The 18,306-nt window shown below is 58.7% G+C and carries 18 protein-coding genes; 10 read left to right on the forward strand and 8 right to left on the reverse strand.

Translation table 11 applies throughout. The features are described from left to right. Positions 1-61 precede the first annotated feature (61 nt). The 8 genes from radA to LZG00_10815 all read left to right on the forward strand — a co-directional run bounded on the left by radA (position 62) and on the right by LZG00_10815 (position 7,574). The gene (gene radA, locus LZG00_10780) at positions 62-1,429 is read left to right on the forward strand and encodes a DNA repair protein RadA (GenBank protein MCF3594485.1); all 1,368 of its coding nucleotides are present in this window, start codon (positions 62-64) and stop codon (positions 1,427-1,429) included. A 24-nt stretch (positions 1,430-1,453) separates the two neighbouring features. After that, positions 1,454-2,008 (forward strand): CvpA family protein, encoded by a 555-nt coding sequence (locus tag LZG00_10785; GenBank protein MCF3594486.1) that lies wholly within the window; start codon positions 1,454-1,456, stop codon positions 2,006-2,008. Between the two features lie 123 nt (positions 2,009-2,131). Further along, entirely contained in the window at positions 2,132-3,583 is a 1,452-nt protein-coding gene (purF, locus tag LZG00_10790) for an amidophosphoribosyltransferase (GenBank protein MCF3594487.1), read from the forward strand. A 111-nt stretch (positions 3,584-3,694) separates the two neighbouring features. Then, positions 3,695-3,976: a pilus assembly protein PilP gene (locus LZG00_10795; GenBank protein ID MCF3594488.1), complete on the forward strand. Its 282-nt coding sequence runs from the start codon at positions 3,695-3,697 to the stop codon at positions 3,974-3,976. A gap of 128 nt (positions 3,977-4,104) precedes the next feature. Continuing rightward, complete coding sequence (locus LZG00_10800; GenBank protein ID MCF3594489.1) at positions 4,105-4,752, forward strand: SDR family oxidoreductase; 648 nt, start codon at positions 4,105-4,107, stop codon at positions 4,750-4,752. Positions 4,753-4,881: 129 nt separating this feature from the next. Next, positions 4,882-5,661, forward strand: coding sequence for a 5'/3'-nucleotidase SurE (gene surE, locus LZG00_10805; GenBank protein MCF3594490.1), 780 nt, complete (start codon positions 4,882-4,884; stop codon positions 5,659-5,661). Next, positions 5,658-6,311: a protein-L-isoaspartate(D-aspartate) O-methyltransferase gene (locus LZG00_10810; GenBank protein MCF3594491.1), complete on the forward strand. Its 654-nt coding sequence runs from the start codon at positions 5,658-5,660 to the stop codon at positions 6,309-6,311. The genes surE and LZG00_10810 overlap by 4 nt, the downstream gene beginning before the upstream one ends. A 57-nt stretch (positions 6,312-6,368) precedes the next feature. Beyond that, the gene (locus tag LZG00_10815) at positions 6,369-7,574 is read left to right on the forward strand and encodes a peptidoglycan DD-metalloendopeptidase family protein (protein ID MCF3594492.1); all 1,206 of its coding nucleotides are present in this window, start codon (positions 6,369-6,371) and stop codon (positions 7,572-7,574) included. A 214-nt stretch (positions 7,575-7,788) separates the two neighbouring features. On the opposite strand, the gene LZG00_10820 is transcribed toward LZG00_10815, so the two are convergent. The 4 genes from LZG00_10820 to LZG00_10835 are packed head-to-tail and all read right to left on the reverse strand — an operon-like array spanning position 7,789 to position 10,547. Then, complete coding sequence (locus tag LZG00_10820) at positions 7,789-8,631, reverse strand: ATP-binding protein (protein MCF3594493.1); 843 nt, start codon at positions 8,629-8,631, stop codon at positions 7,789-7,791. Beyond that, entirely contained in the window at positions 8,631-9,692 is a 1,062-nt protein-coding gene (locus tag LZG00_10825) for a twin-arginine translocase subunit TatC (protein ID MCF3594494.1), read from the reverse strand. Before LZG00_10825 ends, LZG00_10820 begins: the two co-directional genes overlap by 1 nt. Next, entirely contained in the window at positions 9,689-10,324 is a 636-nt protein-coding gene (gene tatB, locus LZG00_10830) for a Sec-independent protein translocase protein TatB (protein ID MCF3594495.1), read from the reverse strand. The genes LZG00_10825 and tatB overlap by 4 nt, the downstream gene beginning before the upstream one ends. 7 nt (positions 10,325-10,331) lie before the next feature. Next, positions 10,332-10,547 (reverse strand): twin-arginine translocase TatA/TatE family subunit, encoded by a 216-nt coding sequence (locus tag LZG00_10835; protein ID MCF3594496.1) that lies wholly within the window; start codon positions 10,545-10,547, stop codon positions 10,332-10,334. A gap of 209 nt (positions 10,548-10,756) precedes the next feature. Here LZG00_10835 and cobA point away from each other — a divergent pair, with 209 nt between their 5' ends. Next, a complete protein-coding gene (cobA, locus tag LZG00_10840; protein MCF3594497.1) occupies positions 10,757-11,617 on the forward strand; it encodes a uroporphyrinogen-III C-methyltransferase in 861 nt (286 codons plus the stop codon). Positions 11,618-11,857: 240 nt separating this feature from the next. Then, a complete protein-coding gene (locus tag LZG00_10845) occupies positions 11,858-13,078 on the forward strand; it encodes an MFS transporter (GenBank protein ID MCF3594498.1) in 1,221 nt (406 codons plus the stop codon). A 19-nt stretch (positions 13,079-13,097) separates the two neighbouring features. On the opposite strand, the gene LZG00_10850 is transcribed toward LZG00_10845, so the two are convergent. The 4 genes from LZG00_10850 to cysS all read right to left on the reverse strand — a co-directional run bounded on the left by LZG00_10850 (position 13,098) and on the right by cysS (position 18,108). Further along, complete coding sequence (locus LZG00_10850; protein MCF3594499.1) at positions 13,098-13,862, reverse strand: squalene/phytoene synthase family protein; 765 nt, start codon at positions 13,860-13,862, stop codon at positions 13,098-13,100. Next, positions 13,859-14,836: an alpha/beta hydrolase gene (locus tag LZG00_10855; GenBank protein ID MCF3594500.1), complete on the reverse strand. Its 978-nt coding sequence runs from the start codon at positions 14,834-14,836 to the stop codon at positions 13,859-13,861. The genes LZG00_10850 and LZG00_10855 overlap by 4 nt, the downstream gene beginning before the upstream one ends. Position 14,837: 1 nt before the next feature. Beyond that, positions 14,838-16,454: a citramalate synthase gene (gene cimA, locus LZG00_10860; GenBank protein MCF3594501.1), complete on the reverse strand. Its 1,617-nt coding sequence runs from the start codon at positions 16,452-16,454 to the stop codon at positions 14,838-14,840. A gap of 265 nt (positions 16,455-16,719) precedes the next feature. Beyond that, positions 16,720-18,108 carry a cysteine--tRNA ligase gene (cysS, locus tag LZG00_10865; protein MCF3594502.1) on the reverse strand — a complete coding sequence of 463 codons (1,389 nt, stop codon included), beginning with the start codon at positions 18,106-18,108 and terminating at the stop codon, positions 16,720-16,722. Positions 18,109-18,306 lie beyond the last annotated feature (198 nt).

Here is an 18,306-nt window from a genome sequence, read left to right on the forward strand (position 1 = left end):
CATACTTTGGGGCGAAAATTGCCGTTTGACCCGCTGCACCCGCTTATGCAACACGCTTGCCATGGCCAAGACACCAAACTTCTCCTGCAACGCTTGCGGCGCAAAGCACAATAAATGGTCGGGGCGTTGTGATTCGTGCGGCGAATGGAATTCGATTGTCGAAGAGGTGCCGATTTCCGCCGCTGGCCCGGCCTCAAAAACGCTTGGCGGGGCGCGCGGCAAAGCTGTTGCACTGTCGGACCTTTCCAGCGCCGAGGCACCACCGCCGCGCACCCAAAGCGGCATCGGAGAGCTTGATCGCGTGCTCGGCGGCGGCCTTGTTGCCGCCTCCGCCTTGCTGGTCGGCGGCGACCCCGGCATCGGCAAGTCGACTCTGCTGTTGCAGGCCGCCGCAGCTTTTGCCTCTAATGGATTGAAAATAATATATGTTTCCGGCGAGGAGGCCAGCGCACAGGTGCGTCTGCGCGCCGAACGCCTCGGACTTGGCGATGCCCCGGTCAAGCTCGCCACCGAGACCAATCTGCGCGATATATTAACCACTCTGGAGGCCGAACGACCGGCCCTCGCGATCATCGATTCGATCCAAACCATGTGGGCCGACAATGTCGGCTCCGCTCCTGGTTCCGTCTCGCAGGTCCGCGCTGCCGCGCACGAACTCACCAGCTTTGCCAAGCGCATGGGAATTTCCGTGATCCTCGTTGGCCACGTCACCAAGGACGGCCAGATTGCCGGCCCCCGCGTGGTCGAACACATGGTCGATACGGTGCTTTATTTCGAAGGCGAGCGCGGCCATCAGTTCCGCATCCTGCGCGCGGTGAAGAACCGCTTTGGACCCGCCGACGAGATCGGCGTGTTCGAGATGACGGGCAAGGGGTTGGCGCAAGTTCTCAACCCTTCGGCGCTGTTCCTATCCGAGCGTGGCGCACCCAGCCCCGGCTCAGCGGTCTTTGCCGGGATCGAAGGCACGCGACCCGTTCTCGTGGAATTTCAGGCACTTGTCGCACCCTCACCACATTCTCAACCGCGCCGAACCGTGGTCGGCTGGGATGGCGGCCGCCTCGCCATGATTCTTGCGGTGCTCGAAGCCCGTTGCGGCATCCCCTTTGCCGGGCTCGATGTTTATCTCAACGTTGCTGGCGGCATGAAGGTTTCCGAACCCGCCGCCGATCTCGCCGTCGCAGCCGCCTTGCTGTCGGCGCGCGAAGACACCTGCCTGCCCGCAGATACGGTGGTTTTCGGCGAAATAAGCCTCTCGGGAGCGCTGCGCGCGGTAAGCCAGACGGAAAACAGGTTGAAAGAAGCGCAAAAACTTGGTTTCTCCTCAGCCATCATGCCGTCAGGTGGAAAAGCGGCAAACACCAAAGGGATCAAGGCTACGAAGATGGCCGATCTCACCGCCTTCGTTGGCGAAATTTTCGGCGCGGGCTGATCCGCAAGAAGGAAAAGGACAGTCATGGAAGGCTTTACCATCATTGACGGCGTCGTGGCGCTGGTCATCATCGTCTCCGCGCTTTTGGCATATTCGCGCGGTCTCGTTCGCGAATCTCTTGCTATTGCAGGCTGGGTTCTGGCCGCCATACTGGCCTTTCTGTTCGCGCCACAGGTGCAACCATTGGTCAAGGAAATCCCGGTTGTCGGCGATTTCCTGTCTGACAGTTGCGAGCTTTCTATGATCGCCGGCTTTGCGGCCGTCTTTGCCATCGCGCTGGTGGTGGCATCCCTCTTCACACCGTTGTTTTCCTCGCTGGTACAGCGCTCCGCGCTCGGCGGGATCGACCAGGGTCTGGGTTTTCTTTTCGGCGTATTGCGTGGTGTTCTGCTCGTGGCAATTGCGTTCTTCGTCTATGAAACCGTGATCACCAGCCAGGACATTCAGATGATCGACGACAGCCGCTCGCACCGTGTGTTCTCGCGGTTCACGACCAAAATCGAAGAAAACAATCCCGAAGAAGCTTTAGGTTGGATTACACGCCAATACGAAGAGCTCGTCGGAGTTTGCACTGAGTAGATTGCTGCAACTGCAAAATAGCTGGATCTCGTTTGTGATCCTTTCGTGACATGCTCGAACCGAGGCCTTACAAGAGGGCTCGATCGACAAGACGGATTCGGAGCTGCCCCCGTGCCCCTGCAAATGCCCCCAGCGCACCCGTTCGATGACGACAAGCTTAAGGAAGAATGCGGCGTTTTCGGCGTTATCGGTCCAACCGAAGCGGCGAATTTCGTAGCACTCGGCCTGCACGCCCTGCAACATCGAGGACAAGAGGCTGGCGGCATCGTCAGCCACGACCCCGTTGAAGGATTCAATTCGGCCCGCCGATTTGGATATGTGCGCGACAATTTCACTAAACAGTCACTGATGGAGACCTTACCTGGCCCGGTCGCCATCGGCCACGTGCGCTATTCCACAACCGGATCGAAAGGTGCCGTGATCCGCGACGTTCAGCCCTTCTTTGGTGAGTTCTCCATGGGCGGAGCAGCGATTGCCCACAATGGCAACATCACGAATGCCGATGCCCTGCGAAAAGAATTGATCGAGCGTGGTTCGATCTTTCAATCGTCTTCCGACAGCGAATGCATCATCCACCTGATGGCCCGCTCACTTCAACGCACCATCCCCGAACGGATGGAAGACGCTTTGCGCCGGGTCGAAGGGGCGTTTTCCATTGTCGCCATGACACGCACCAAGATCATCGGCGTGCGCGACGCACTTGGCGTGCGGCCTTTGGTATTGGGTAAACTCGCCGATGGTTGGGCGCTCAGCTCGGAAACTTGTGCGCTCGATATCATCGGCGCTGAATACGTGCGGGAGATTGAGCCCGGCGAGATGGTCGTGATTTCCAGTCAGGGTGTGGAAAGCTCATTCCCCTTCCGCCGAAAACCTTCGCGCTTCTGCATTTTCGAACATGTCTATTTCTCCCGCCCAGATTCGATTATTGGCAACCGGTCAGTCTATGAAACCCGCCGTCAGATCGGTGTGGAACTGGCCATTGAGGCACCGGTCGAGGCCGATCTGGTCTGCCCTGTGCCAGACAGCGGCACTCCCGCCGCCATCGGCTTTGCCCATGAATCGGGCATTCCATTCGGCATGGGCATTATCCGCAACCAATACATGGGCCGCACCTTCATCGAGCCCACCGAACAGATCCGAAACATGGGTGTGCGCCTCAAACTCAACGTGAACCGCGCATTGATCCGAGGCAAGCGGGTGATCTTGGTCGATGATAGCGTGGTGCGTGGCACGACGAGTCGAAAGATCAAGGAAATGATTCTCGACGCTGGCGCCAAGGAGGTGCATTTCCGTATCGCATCTCCACCTACGGCTTGGCCGTGCTTTTATGGTGTCGACACGCCGCAACGCGAAAAGCTTCTTGCCGCCACGATGAGCGAAGACGAAATGCGCAAGCATCTCAATGTCGACAGTTTGCGCTTCATCTCGCTCGATGGGCTTTACCGTGCGGTTGGCGAAGCCGAAGGGCGCAAGAACGACTGCCCGCAATATTGCGACGCCTGTTTCTCCGGGGAATACCCGGTTGTGCCGGCTGACATGATCGAAAAAGGCTTTGAAATGAAGGCTGCCGAGTAGGCGTTTCTGCATTGCAGCAATTTCCCGCCGATGGCCGTCAGCCCATATGGGATTCGCTGCAGTGGCCTGATACTCGCACTGGCTCAAAGCAACAGCCAGAACGTCAGCCACATGTCAAAGAACCTTGAATCCGACCCCTCGGGCAAAGACTCACCCCCCCAAGTCGCCACGCATGCCACTGAAACCAGCACTCTTGCACTCAACAAACCGGTGCTGCTTGGGACCTTTGGCAGCCCGGAAAAGCCCGGAGCGCTGATCCGGATGCCGTCAGGCCGAGTCGAAAAAGTTTCCAAGGGGGAGAGCACCAGGGTTGGCAAAATCGTGAGGATTTCCGAAGGCGAAGTCATCGTTGCCCGGCATGGCCACACGAGCCGTCTGACGATGCCGAACTGAGACGGCCTCCGTCCAATTCCCTTCTGGTCAAGAACCAATTTAAGGAGCTCGTTATTGGGGCACGCGCGTGGATCAAGAAACGTGCTCATAGCCTTGACCTTTCTGCACGGCAAAGCCACTAACGCCTCATGGATACGAAAATCGCCCTCATCACCGGTGCATCACGCGGGCTTGGCGCAGGCCTTGCCGAAGCGTTGTGCGAAACGCATCACATCGTCGCCGTGGCCCGCACCACTGGCGCGCTGGAAGAGTTGGACGACCAGATCCAACTCAGGGGCGGCAAAGCTACGCTGGCCCCCATGGACATTACCAACCCTGACGCCATGGCCCAACTCTGCCGCAGCATTTACGACCGTTGGGGACATGTCGATCTCTGGGCACACACCGCCGTTCATGCGGCCGCTCTCTCACCCGCAGATCATATTGACGCCAAGGCGTGGGACAAATCGGTGTCGATCAATGTCACGGCAACCGGGCAGTTGATCAGCTTTGTATCTCCGCTTTTGGGACCATCAGGAACGGTGCTTTTTTTCGACGACCCTCAAGGCGGCAAGAAGTTTTTTGGTGCCTATGGCGCAACCAAGTCAGCCCAGATCGCCCTTGCCAATAGTTGGGCCGCCGAAACGGTCAAGACCGGGCCTCGGGTACATATCTTGCACCCACGTCCCATGACCACCGCAACCCGTGCCCGTTTCTTTCCCGGTGAAAACCGCGCAACGCTCAGTTCGACCCGAGACGAAGCTGTGCGATTGTTGGGTGAACTCGCGGCGCAATAAGCCCCAACAGGTGCGGCATGCTGTGTCAATTCCTCCGCATTTGCGTGGAATGCGCCATCGCAGCGTTTTCGATGGTTCAGATTACACGCGAACCGGTATATGAATTCGTCAGAACAAGCGGGATTAACGATGCGTATACTCATAACCAACGACGATGGTATTAACGCACCGGGACTTGAGGTTCTGAACGAAATCGCCGCCGATCTGGCTGGTCCCGATGGCGAAGTCTGGACCGTTGCCCCCGCGTTTGAGCAATCCGGCGTCGCTCACTGCATAAGCTACACACATCCGATGATGGTTTCGAAGATGGGTGAGCGTCGATATGCCGCCGAGGGAAGCCCCGCCGATTGTGTCCTCGCAGGTTTGCACGAAGTCATGGACAAGCGGCCAGACCTGATCCTTTCAGGCGTGAACCGCGGCAACAATTCGGCTGAAAATGCCCTCTATTCCGGCACGTTGGGCGCTGCTATGGAAGGTGCCCTGCAAAGAGTTACCTCTTTCGCCCTCTCGCAGTATCTAGGCCCGGCAAATTTTCAAGCGGATGATCCGTTTGAAGCTGCGCGCCGTTTTGGGGCAGAAACAATCCGCAAAGTGTTGGCCGCCGCGCCGCAAGAGCAAGCGGATTATCGCCTGTTCTACAACGTAAACTTCCCACCCCAGCCGGCCGCACGTGTGCTTGGAATTCGAGTCGCAACTCAAGGCTTCCGGCGCGATACCCGCTTCTCCACCGAAACACATGTTTCCCCCTCAGGGCGCAAGTTTCTCTGGATTAAAGGCGGTGAGCAACACCACCCGACCGCACAGGGAAGCGATGCCGCGTTAAACCTCGAAGGCTATGTTTCGGTCACGCCGATGCGCGCTGACCTGACCGCGCACGAGGTGCTGGGCGCATTTGAAGGGCTGCAATGAACACGCCCGATGACATTGCCGAACGCAAGATGCAGTTTCTCTATGCTCTGCGCTCGAAAGGTGTGACAGATCAAAGAGTTCTGCATGCGATGGAAAAAGTGGACCGCGGCCCATTCGTGCGCGGGTTGTTCTCAGAGCGCGCATATGAGGATATGCCGCTTCCCATCGCTTGTGGCCAGACGATCTCACAACCTTCTGTCGTAGGCCTGATGACACAGGCGCTTGAAGTCAGTCCGCGCGACAAAGTGCTCGAGGTTGGCACTGGTTCGGGCTATCAGGCTGCCATTCTCAGCCAACTGGCGCGGCGGGTCTATACGGTTGACCGGCATCGCCGTCTCGTTCGCGAAGCCAGCACAATTTTTCGCAACATGGACTTTACCAATATCACAGCGATGACCGCCGACGGCAGCTTCGGCCTGCCAGAACAGGCGCCGTTTGACCGCATCATCGTGACCGCCGCCGCCGAAGACCCTCCCGGGCCGCTCTTGGCCCAGCTCAAAATCGGGGGTATCATGGTTGTACCGGTGGGCCAGTCCGATGCCGTGCAGCACTTGATCAAGGTGAGGCGGAGCGAAGATGGGTTGGAATATCAAGAATTGAGACCGGTGCGTTTCGTACCCTTGCTGGAAGGTTTGGGAAAAGAGACGTAAGATGCTGTAAAGTAGACCTAAGCTCCGAGTAAAGGGAGCGGGATTGAGGATAACGAGATGCGGTTTCGATTTGGAACAGCCAGTGTAATGGTTTTGGGCAGTGCGATGATGCTGGCAGGGTGCGACGGCCCGCTTGATCTGGACATGAGAGGTGCGCTCGGCGGGCTCAATACGGCTGATGCGGCGCGACAAGCCACTGCGGATCGCCCCAAACCTGACAACCGCGGCATCATATCGTATCCGAGTTATCAGGTCGCTGTGGCCCAGCGTGGCGATACCGCCGCCGACGTCGCGGCGCGTGTCGGGATTGATGCCAATACCCTTGCAAAATATAACGGAATCGAACCTACAGACAAACTGCGCAGCGGTGAAATCGTGGCCTTGCCGCGCCGCGTTGCCGAGCCATCACCTGCTACGGGGTCACCCACCAGCGGGCCGATCCAGCCGCCGGGCGTGGATATTTCGACGCTTGCGGGGGGGGCTATTGATCGTGCGGGGCAGAGGAAGATCGAAACCACCGCCCTACCCGCTACCAAACCGCAGGCCGAGCCTGTGATCGCGCGGGGGCTGGAGCCTACGCGCCACAAGGTGCAACGGGGCGAAACAGCCTTTACCATTTCACGGCTTTATAACGTCTCAGTGCGCGCCTTGTCCGAATGGAACGGGCTGGGCAGCGATTTCGCAATCCGCGAGGGCCAGTATCTCTTGATTCCAGTGCCCGAAGAACCGGCCCCAAAACAGGCAACCCCGGTTGATAAAACCGAAGCGCCCGGCGTTGGTACTCCGACTCCGACACCTCCAAGCTCGACCACGCCCTTGCCTCAGGAGGCCACAAAACCGGTTGCCCAAGCGGCGGCTGAAAGCCAGGCACAAGCACCAGATCTAGGTAAGACCCAAACCAAAGTGAGCACGGGTGGTAGGCTAAGTTATCCGGTGCAGGGCAAGATCATACGGGAGTACAAGAAGGGCAAGAACGACGGGATCGACATTTCTGCCAGTGCGGGCACGCCAATTCTTGCCGCCGAATCCGGCACTGTGGCCGCGATTACCGCCGATGCAGACCAAGTGCCGATCATCGTGGTCAAACATGCCAATAACCTGCTGACCGTTTATGCCAATATCGATGCGATCACGGTCAAAAAAGGCGCCAGCGTCAAACGGGGCCAGAAGATCGCTGCGATCCGCTCGGGCGAGAGCGCCTACGTGCATTTCGAGGTCCGCAAGGGCTTTGAAAGCGTCGATCCGCTGCCCTATCTCAAATAGGTTTGAACGGACCGTCCCCGAGCGTTAACCATCTGAAGAACGCCAGAATAAGGGGGGTGACATGCGTGCACCCTCTGGCTGCGCACCGTCTGCAAACCGGCTACCGGAAAATGCGTAACCTTTCGTTAGCATTCAGGTTAACGCAGCGGGCGCAGGTGGGCGAGGTTCACCTCACCAAGATGGGCTTTATCCGAGAGTTGTCCAGTGGCCGAATTCAGCCCAGCGAGACACCTTTGCGACCGGCCAGATCGGTGACGTATTGCCACGCCACCCGGCCAGAGCGCGCGCCGCGTGTGGCCTGCCATTCGATGGCCTCCGTGCGCAGATCGTCGTCGGAAATCTCGATCCCGTAGTGGTCGCAATAGGCCCTGATCATGGCGAGATATTCGCGCTGATCGCAGGCGTGGAAGCCGAGCCAGAGGCCAAAGCGGTCCGAAAGCGATACCTTCTCTTCAACCGCCTCGGAGGGGTTGATCGCAGAGCCACGTTCATTCTCGATCATGTCGCGTGGCATCAGGTGACGCCGGTTCGAGGTGGCGTAGAACACTACGTTGTCGGGCCGCCCTTCGATGCCGCCATCAAGCACGGCCTTGAGCGATTTGTAGTGCTGATCATCATGCGAGAACGACAGATCATCGCAAAACAGCAGAAACCGCGCTTTTGAGTCGCGCAGGAGATTCAAGAGTCGCCCCACCGAAGGCAAATCCTCGCGTTGAAGCTCGATCAGTTTCAGATCGGGAAACCGTGTCTGCGCATCAGCATGCACCGCTTTCACCAGAGAAGACTTGCCCATGCCACGCGCGCCCCAAAGAAGCGCGTTGTTTGCGGGCAGACCATCGGCAAACTGTCGGGTGTTGGCCAAGAGCGTATCGCGCGCCCGGTCCACCCCAAGGAGCAGTCCAAGATTAACGCGGCTGACATTCTTGACCGGTTCCAGCCGGTCAGGTTCTACATGCCAGACAAAGGCACTTGCGATGCTAAAGTCTGGCGCCGGTTGTGGCGCGGGCGACATCCGCTCAAGTGCGGCGGCGATGCGTTTTAAGGCCTTCTTCCCCATCAAGACTTATTCACCATTCCGGGATCATTATCGTCATCAGTATCGTCACCATCATCGCCATCTTCGTCGTCAAATTCGGCCATCAGAGGATCATCGAATTCGTCTTCGTCGTCCATTGCATCGGCCTCTGCCGCTGCGGTGGCGTCTTCTTCGTCATCATCTTCAAACCACAGCCCTTCGGCGCGCAGCTTGGCTTCGCGCTTTTTCTCGACGCGCCCTACAAGGAAGATCGAGATTTCATAGAGGCCATAGACCACAACGAACAGGATGACTTGGGTGATGACATCTGGCGGTGTGACCAGGGCCGCCAGCACCAGAATGCCGACCATGGCATATTTGCGCACCGCGCCCAGACCTACCGCGCTGACCAGCCCGGCCTTGCCCATCAGCGTTAGCAGTACCGGAAGTTGAAAACACAGACCAAAGGCGATGATGAATTTCAGCGTGATATCGAGCGATTCATTGACCTTACCGAAAAAGGTGATCCGCAGGCCTTCTGCGGTTTGGGGCACAACGGCACCGTCTGGCAGCAAAACCGCTGAATCGGGAATTTGATCCACCGTTGAATTGAGCAGATTGGCAAAAATCGAGCTGACATCGGCAAAGCCCAGAAAGAACGCCATCGCCAATGGCGTGACCACGAAATGCGCAAACGCAGCCCCCAGCAAGAACATCACCGGCGAGGCGATCAGGAAGGGCAGAAAGGCGTTCTTTTCCGTGCGGTAAAGACCCGGCGCAATAAAGCGATACATCTGAAAGGCGATGACCGGAAAGGCCAGCATGAAGCCGAACACCATCGAGATCCGAAACAGGGTAAAGAGGTATTCCTGTGGTGAGGTATATTGCAGCGTGGGCGAAGGATCACCCAGTTCACGCAGCGACACTTCGATCGGGTGAAGCAGAAATTCAAGGATCGGCTCGGCGACAATGAACGCCAGAACAATGCCGACGATGAACGCCAGAACCGAGCGGATCAGCCGGGTGCGTAACTCGGCCAGATGCTCGATCAGGGGGGCCGAGCTGTCTTCGATTTCGTCGTCTGAGGTGTCGGGCTGACTCATGCCTTGGTTCCGGTGGACTTGGGCGCGGGTTTCTTCGTCGCCGGTTTTTTGGCAGCGGGTTTAGCGGCGGGTTTTGCAGCGGGCTTCTTGGCTGTCGATTTGGCGGCTGGTTTCGTTGCCGTCTTTTTCGCAGCGGCCGGTTTGGCGGCAGTCGCAGTTTTGGTGGCGGGCTTTTTCGCGGCGGGTTTCTTGGCCGGCGCCTTGGTCTTTACGCTGTCCTTGGCGGTATCAGAGGAGGCTTGCGCGGCCTTGATCGCGTCGCTCGCCTTGCGCTCTTGCGCCCTCTTGGCAGAGGCGTCGTGAATTTTCTTGGCCGCATCGGCGCGATCTTGCGCCAACTTCTCGGTATGGCTGCCCGGTTTCCAATCCTTGAAACTGTCCGTCGCTTCCTTGACCGCATCGAGCCCCATTTTCTTGGGGTCAGCGATGTTACGCAGACTGCTGGCGGTTTCCTTGATGCCCGCCTCATCGGCGGCGTCATCCATCGCCCGGCTGAATTCGCGTGCCATGCCTTTGGCCTTGCCGACGAACTGCCCCACCTTGCGGAACAGCACCGGCAAGTCCTTCGGCCCAACCACGATTAGCGCGACGATGCCAATCAGCAGCAGCTCGGTCCAGCCAAGGTCGAACATCTAAGGGTCAGACCTTGTCTTTTTCGTTTTCGGGCGTGATGTCTTTGGCCGTGTCAGAGGCTTCTTTTTCAAGCTCTGCCTGGCCTTCATTGATGCCCTTCTTGAACGATGTGATGCCTTTGCCGACTTCACCCATCAAAGAGCTGATCTTACCGCGGCCAAAAAGCACAAGCACGACGACGGCGATAAGAAGGAGGCCCGGAAGGCCGATATTGTTAAGCATATTTCTTCTCCCATGACCGGAACCGCGCGCGGGAGACATGCGCAGACCGGGACGTTGCTGCCAAGTTATCTAGTGGCTTGCGGCGGTGGATGAAAGACGCAACTCGCACCTCGGCCCGGTTTTTCGCACTTTTTTGACGTCGGCGCAGCAGGCACGCGGGGCAAATTGGCACCTTTTCAGCGGATGGAAAACCACGGCATAAGGACGCCATGACTGATTCAGATAGCAATACTGCCCTGCCCGACCATTCCTGGCCTCAAATGGAGCCGGGATGGGTCTGGCTTTGTGGTGCGGGTCCGGGTGATCCGGGCCTGTTGACGTTGCATGCGCTCAATGCACTGCGACAGGCAGATGTCGTGATCTATGATGCCTTGGTTGAAAAAACGATTCTGACATGGGCGCCGCAGGCCGAGCGTATCTATGCCGGGAAACGTGGGGGCAAACCTTCGGCCAAACAGCGCGACATTTCCATGCAGCTGATCGAGCTTGCGCGCGAGGGTAGACGGGTGTTGCGGCTCAAGGGGGGCGACCCTTTCATGTTCGGGCGCGGCGGCGAAGAGGCCCAGACGTTGGTGCAAAACGGTGTGCATGTTCGCATCATTCCGGGGATTACCGCCGGAATTGGCGGGCTGGCCTATGCCGGGGTGCCGGTGACCCATCGCGACGTCAACCAGGCGGTGACCTTTGTGACCGGCCATGATGCGGCGGGCGAAACACCAGCCACACTGAACTGGCGCGCGCTGGCGCAGGGCGGGCAGGTTCTTGTGATCTATATGGGCATGAAACACGCCGAACGGATCGCAGGCGAATTGATGGACGCCGGCAGGCCCGCCGATGAGCCGGTTGCTGTGGTCAGTCAGGCGACAACACCCGATCAGGAGGTGCTTGAAACCACGCTTGGGGCGCTGGCAGTTGATATCGCCGCTGCGGGCATGGCACCACCAGCAATTGTATGCGTTGGGCGTTCGGTGCTGATGCGGCAGGTTCTTGACTGGCAGGGGATGGCAAAGGGGGCTGCGCCCCGCAACCTCGACCCATTGGGACGTGGCAAACCCGCCGAGCAGGGATAAAACCACCGTGAGCAGCGCCCTGCCCGATTGGTGGCGCGCATTGGTTACAGCAAATATTCCACTTTCGTGACGTAACGCTACGTCAGGGCATACTTGCGGCCCTCACGGCAAAGGGCTAGAGCGTTCTGCACTTAATCTGGGTCACAGATTTGATGCAAAACGCACGCAACGCTGATGGACGCGGGCCTTTGTCATTTCCCCCGATTCAAGAAAAACGCAAAAGGCTTTAGGCGATTTCACATGACAGAAGCCGTGGCAGAATTTGACGATACGCGCGCCAAGCGCAATGTAGCCATCCTTGTAATGGCGCAGGCAATCTTGGGCGCACAGATGCCAATGATCTTCATCATTGGCGGATTGGCGGGGCAATCGCTCGCCTCAAACCCGTGTTTTGCGACCTTGCCGATTTCTCTGATTGTGCTGGGGTCAATGCTGGCGGCAACGCCGGTGTCGGCGATCATGCAGAAGTATGGTCGTCGCACCGGGTTTTTCGTAGGTGCCACGTTTGGTGCAATTGGCGGCGCGGTTGGTGCCTATGGTCTTTATCAGGCGTCATTTCCGATTTTTCTTCTCGGCTCGCTGCTGACCGGCGTCTATATGTCAGCGCACGGTTTCTATCGCTTTGCCGCCGCTGATACGGCGTCAGATGCGTTTCGTCCCAAGGCGATTTCTTATGTGATGGCAGGCGGATTGGCCTCGGCCATTATCGGCCCGCAGGTTGTAAAAGTCACCGCTGATGCCATGGCGATCCCGTTTATGGGCACCTATCTCGCGGTGATCCTGACCAATGTGTTCGGCTCGGCGCTGTTCCTGTTTCTCGATATTCCGACGCCCAAAGCGCCCGAGGAAGGCGCGCCCAAGGGGCGGTCGCGCCTTGAGTTGATCACCACGCCGGTCATCGCAGTCGCGGTGATCTGTGCAATGGTGTCTTATGCGCTGATGAATCTGGTGATGACTTCGACACCCTTGGCCGTGGTCGGCTGTGGATTTGAGACCAGCACCGCCGCAGATATCGTCTCAATGCACGTATTGGCGATGTATATTCCCAGCTTCTTTACCGGCCATCTGATCGCGCGGTTTGGTGTGCGAACGATCATGGCCACTGGGCTGTTCATTCTGGCGGGCGCAGGGGCCGTTGCCTTGCAAGGAGTCGCGGTTGAAAACTTCTATATCGCACTGATCCTATTGGGCCTTGGTTGGAATTTCGGCTTTATTGGTGCCACGACGATGCTGGCGGCAAACCATGCGCCCGAAGAACGCGGGCGGATGCAGGGCCTCAACGATCTAATCGTGTTTGGCGGTGTGACCATGGCGTCGCTGGCGTCGGGCGGGTTGATGAACTGTTCTGGCGGGGATGCGCAAGCGGGATGGTCGGCCGTTAACCTTGCGATGGCACCGTTCCTGATGCTGGCGGGTGGTGCGCTGATCTGGCTGGCGTTTCGGCGCGACGAGACGATCTGAAGGGAGCGCCTTGGCCGCGTTACCAGCGGTTCAGCAATGCGGCGCGCATCAGATCAAGGTTGGCGCGAAACGGACTTGGCAGGAGTGTTCCGCCCAGCACGGCCTCGGGGCGACGTTGTGCAAGGCGCAGCACCCGGCGAACACCCGACAGTGCAAGGAATGCGGGGCGTGCGGCCGGTTCAATCGTATCGCTGCGCGCCGCGTTGAGCGCGGCTATCCCCAAACCTGCCAGTTTTGCAATCGCTTGTGGGGTTTCATCGGGCAGAGGGTGACGCCCGGCGGCTTTCAGCGCGGGCACCGCCACCAACCAATTGGCAATGCCCTGCGCCCGCCCGGCATGTTGCGCGGCGTTGGATGCGTCTTTTCCAAGCATCCCCACCGCGACCTCGAGAAGGCGCCCGGACGTGTCATCAAGGTAGCTCAGAAGCTCGTCTTCGTTCTCGAATGGATCGTTGTAGACGTCGCGGGTGCGCGCTTCTGCCAATGTGATCAATGACTTCGTCTGCTCGGTGTCGATCACGAGCGCCAATGGCACGATCACCTCATGGCGTCGCACCATGCCACCCGCTGCAATCTCGCCCAACGCATCAATCCACCATTGCAGCCGGATTTCGGCAATCCCCGGTTCAGCAGTGAGCCACGGCACCCGCGCCACTTCGACGTTGAAGGCATAGAGCGGGAATAGCGCATTGCGTGCCTTTGGCGGGGCGGCCATCACGGCCTTGAAACGCGCGGGATCGCCGCGCTCGACTATGCCGGCACAAGCGGCCAGATCATCACTCATTTCATAAATGCCTCGATCAGGGCGCGGGTTTGTGGCGCATCGACAATGGCGAGATGTCCAACACCCGACACAATTTCATAACGCCCGTTGGCGTTGGCGGGCGCAAGGGTCTGCTCATAAAGCGCGGCGTCAAAGGCTTCGTCCTTGTCCCCGGCGACCAGCAGGAATTCGGGCAATTTGGCGACGTCGACCAGCCAATCGCGCCGGGGGGCGTAGCTCTGGTTCAGCCGCCACGAATAGGCGGTTGTGGCGGTGTGGCCCATAGGCCCGTCGAGCACGGCGCGGGGCATGTTGAACTGGATGACCGTAAGATGGTCAAGCGCGTGAATACCCACCATGTTGAGCATTGAAAGACCGACCATCCGGCGCACCAGCGTATGCGCCCAGCCACCCGAATTGGGCCGCGTCATCGGTGCGTCGTATTGGAGGAAAGGCGCCAGAAGGATCGCCTTGTCGATCAGGGCGCGATGCGCACCGCCCGCCATGCGCACCACCAGTCCGCCACCCGAGGAATGGCCCAGGAGGATCACCTGTTGATCGGGTTTGGCGAATTGGGCGATCAGGTCGGCGAGGTCATCTTCTAACTGGCCGATATAATCGACATCGCCGCGAGTCCCCGGACCGTTCCAATGGCCGCGCAGGTTTGGCACGAGGATGTCGGCGTTTGGCGCGAGACTGTTGGCGAGACCTGTGAATTGAGCGCCTTGCCAGCCGGATCCATGCAGCATGATCAGCAAGGGCGCGCCTTGGTCGCCTTGCAGATAGCCGACCGGCGAGCTTTGACCATCGCGGGTTTTCGCATCGACCTGCGGTAATGCAAGAACCTTACCGGACTTAGAATTCATCCCTTCAAAATTAAGCGATTGCAGCCGCCCCTTCATCTCTATTCTTGGTTGCGAAACTATCATCCCCAGTGCGATGGCGAAAAAAATGCCGAGGCTGATCGCCGCTGAGATCAGGATCTTGGTCAGCATTTCAGCCCGCGGCTCCGTCGCGCAGGAGCTTCCAGTTGATCGCATCAAGCAGCGCATCAAAGGACGCATCAACAATGTTGGGAGACACGCCGACAGTCGACCAGCGCCGTCCCTGCCCGTCTTCGCTGTCGATGATGACACGGGTGACGGCTTCGGTGCCACCTTGGGTGATGCGCACCTTGAAATCGACCAGCCGCACATCATCGGTCAATCCCTGATAGCGCCCCAGATCCTTGGAGAGCGCTTTGGAAAGCGCGTTGACCGGGCCACGATCAGAGCCGCTTTCATCCAGGCTTTCAGAAACCGAGAGCTTCTTTTCGCCATCAATCTTGACCACCACGACCGCTTCGGAGAGCGACACCATGCGGTCATATTTGTTCTTGCGCCGCTCGACAGTGACCTTGTAGCGTTTGACCTCGAAAAACTCGGGCATGATGCCAAGTTCACGGCGCGCCAGAAGCTCAAAGCTGGCCTGTGCGCTGTCATAGGTATAACCCAACGCTTCGCGTGATTTGATCTCATCAAGGATGCGGCTCAGCGCGGGATCGCCTGCTTCGGTTTCGATCCCCGCTTCGGCCAGACGGCGGCGCAGGTTGGATTGTCCGGCCTGATTGGACATCGGAATGATGCGCGAATTGCCGACCAGTTCGGGCGCGATATGCTCATAAGTGGTGGGGTCTTTGAGGATCGCAGAAGCGTGCAGGCCCGCCTTGTGGGCGAATGCGCTGGCGCCGACATAGGGGGCCTGGCGCATCGGCACGCGGTTGAGGATATCGTCAAGCTGACGCGACGCGTGGGTGAGGTTTTTCAGCGCGTCGTGGGTTATTCCGATTTCAAATTTGCTGGCGTAGGGTTCTTTGAGCAGCAGCGTCGGGATCAAGGTGGTGAGGTTGGCATTGCCACAGCGTTCGCCAAGACCGTTGAGCGTGCCCTGGACCTGGCGCGCGCCAGCGTTGATGGCAGCCAGCGACCCGGCAACGGCATTTTCAGTGTCATTATGGGTGTGAATACCCAAATGATCGCCCGGAACCCCGGCTTCGATCACCGCGCGGGTGATCTGGTGGATTTCGCTGGGCAATGTGCCGCCGTTGGTGTCACAGAGCACGCCCCATCTGGCCCCGGCTTTGAACGCCGCCAGCACGCATTCGAGCGCATAGGGCGCGTTGGCTTTGTAGCCGTCAAAGAAATGCTCGGCGTCAAACAGTGCCTCGCGGCCTTGCGCGACCATATGGGCGACCGAGGCGCGGATGTTTTCGACGTTTTCGTCAAGCGTGATGCCAAGCGCGGTTTTGACGTGGAAATCATGGGTTTTGCCGACAAGACACACTGCTGGCGTGTTGGCGTTCATCACCTCGGCCAGCACATCATCGTTTTCCGCCGAGCGCCCGGCGCGTTTGGTCATGCCAAAGGCGGTAAAGGTGGCGCGGGTTTTGGGCGCTTCATTGAAAAAATCGCTGTCGGTCGGGTTCGCCCCGGGCCAGCCGCCTTCGATGTAGTCCACGCCCAGGGTGTCGAGCGTCTTGGCGATTGCGTGTTTCTCAGGGGTTGAGAATTGCACGCCTTGGGTTTGTTGACCGTCACGCAGGGTGGTGTCGTAGATATAGAGACGTTCGCTCATGCCTTGGTCCCCCGCCCGGCTTGTCCGGGCAGCGCCCCGTCGGCCGACAGGTTATGCGTCGCGAATGCCAAGAGGTGCGCATGCGCCATGCCCGACCTCGGGAGGGCTGATGCGTCGGTGTGCGACGGTCGTTCGCGATATTGCCAGCGCGGCGCGCGCGGCGGGTGTTGGAAGAATGCCCTCCCGTGGGGGAGGTCGGGCATGGCGCCTGCGCGCCGGGTGTGAGGTTTGGCCGATGCGCCGAATTCGAGAGAGACAGAGAGAGTCATTTCAACGCCTCCAGTTTGGCGGGGTCGAAGTTGGGCAAAATGTCTGCGTGCGGACCAGAATCGGTCACACTCAATTTCAGCCCCGCAGCTTCCAATCCAGCTTTCAGCTTATCGGCGCCAGCGTAATCTTTGTCGTTGCGATACTGCTGCCACTTAACAAGCAGAGGACGAAGCACATCGTGATATCCTCCCCAAGTTGATACGATTGGGGGATCACCACGAAACCATTCGACGTCTTCGGCAGACGGGAGGCCAATTAGGTCCATTGCGGCTTTTACCATTTCAGCTTCGTCAGCCTTAACCAATTCATGAATCAGCGCGATAAAGCCTGCCGTATTAAGATCGTCCGCGAGCATCTCAACTAGATAGTCGGGTACATTTACTTGCCCTACGCCGTTTGTCAGCTTGTACCACTTGCGCAGCGTTGCCTCCGCCTCCGCCCGCTTCTTCTCGGTCCAGTCCATCGGCTTACGGTAATGCGTGCTTAGAAACACGAACCGGATCACTTCGCCCGGAACGCCCTGTTCGAGCAAATCCCGCACGGTGAAGAAGTTGCCCAAACTCTTGGACATCTTCTTGCCCTCGACCTGCAACATCTCGTTGTGCATCCAGACCTTCGCAAACGTGTCATCGCCATGCGCACAGCAGCTTTGTGCGATCTCGTTCTCGTGGTGCGGGAACATCAGGTCGTTGCCGCCGCCGTGAATGTCAAACGTCTCGCCCAGCAACTCATAAGACATCGCCGAGCATTCGATATGCCAGCCCGGACGGCCCCGGCCCCAGGGGGAATCCCAGCCGGGCAGATCATCCGACGAGGGTTTCCACAAAACGAAATCCATCGGGTTGCGTTTGTAGGGCGCTACTTCAACACGCGCGCCGGCGATCATGTCATCGACCGAACGGCCCGAAAGTGCGCCGTAATGGTCGCGCCAACTGTCTACCGCGAAGAGCACATGGCCCTCGGCCTCGTAAGCGTGGCCCTTGGCGATCAGATCTTCGATCATCGCCACCATCTGGGGGATGTATTGCGTCGCGCGTGGCATATGCGTCGGCTCAAGCGCGCCGAGTGCGCCCATGTCGTCGAGGAACCATTGGGTCGTCTCGGCCGTGATTTCCGAAATCGAGCGGCCGCTGGCGGCGGCGCGGGCGTTAATCTTGTCGTCCACATCGGTGAAGTTGCGCACATATGTGACGTGGTCAGGGCCATAGACGTGCCGGAGCAGGCGAAACAGCACGTCAAACACCACCACGGGGCGCGCGTTGCCGATATGGGCGCGGTCATAAACCGTCGGTCCACAGACATACATCCGAACATTGTCAGGATCGATCGGCGCGAACGCCTCTTTGTGGCGGGTCTTGGTGTTGTAGAGTTTGATATCGGTCATGGGCGCCCTCGCACGCGGCTTCGCGGCGGGCTTATCAACTTCTCAACTGAGAGGAAACGATGAAGAACAGCCCGCTTGACGATGTCAGCAGGTAATGCAGCAAATAATGATGCAGGTTCTTATCATGCGCCAGAGGTTAGGGGATATGCTGAGGCTTGCCAAGATGGAGTTTGCAGTTATCCGGTGCGGGCTGACCAA

It is taken from the genome of Rhodobacteraceae bacterium LMO-JJ12 (assembly GCA_021555075.1).
Lineage (GTDB): Bacteria > Pseudomonadota > Alphaproteobacteria > Rhodobacterales > Rhodobacteraceae > JAKGBX01.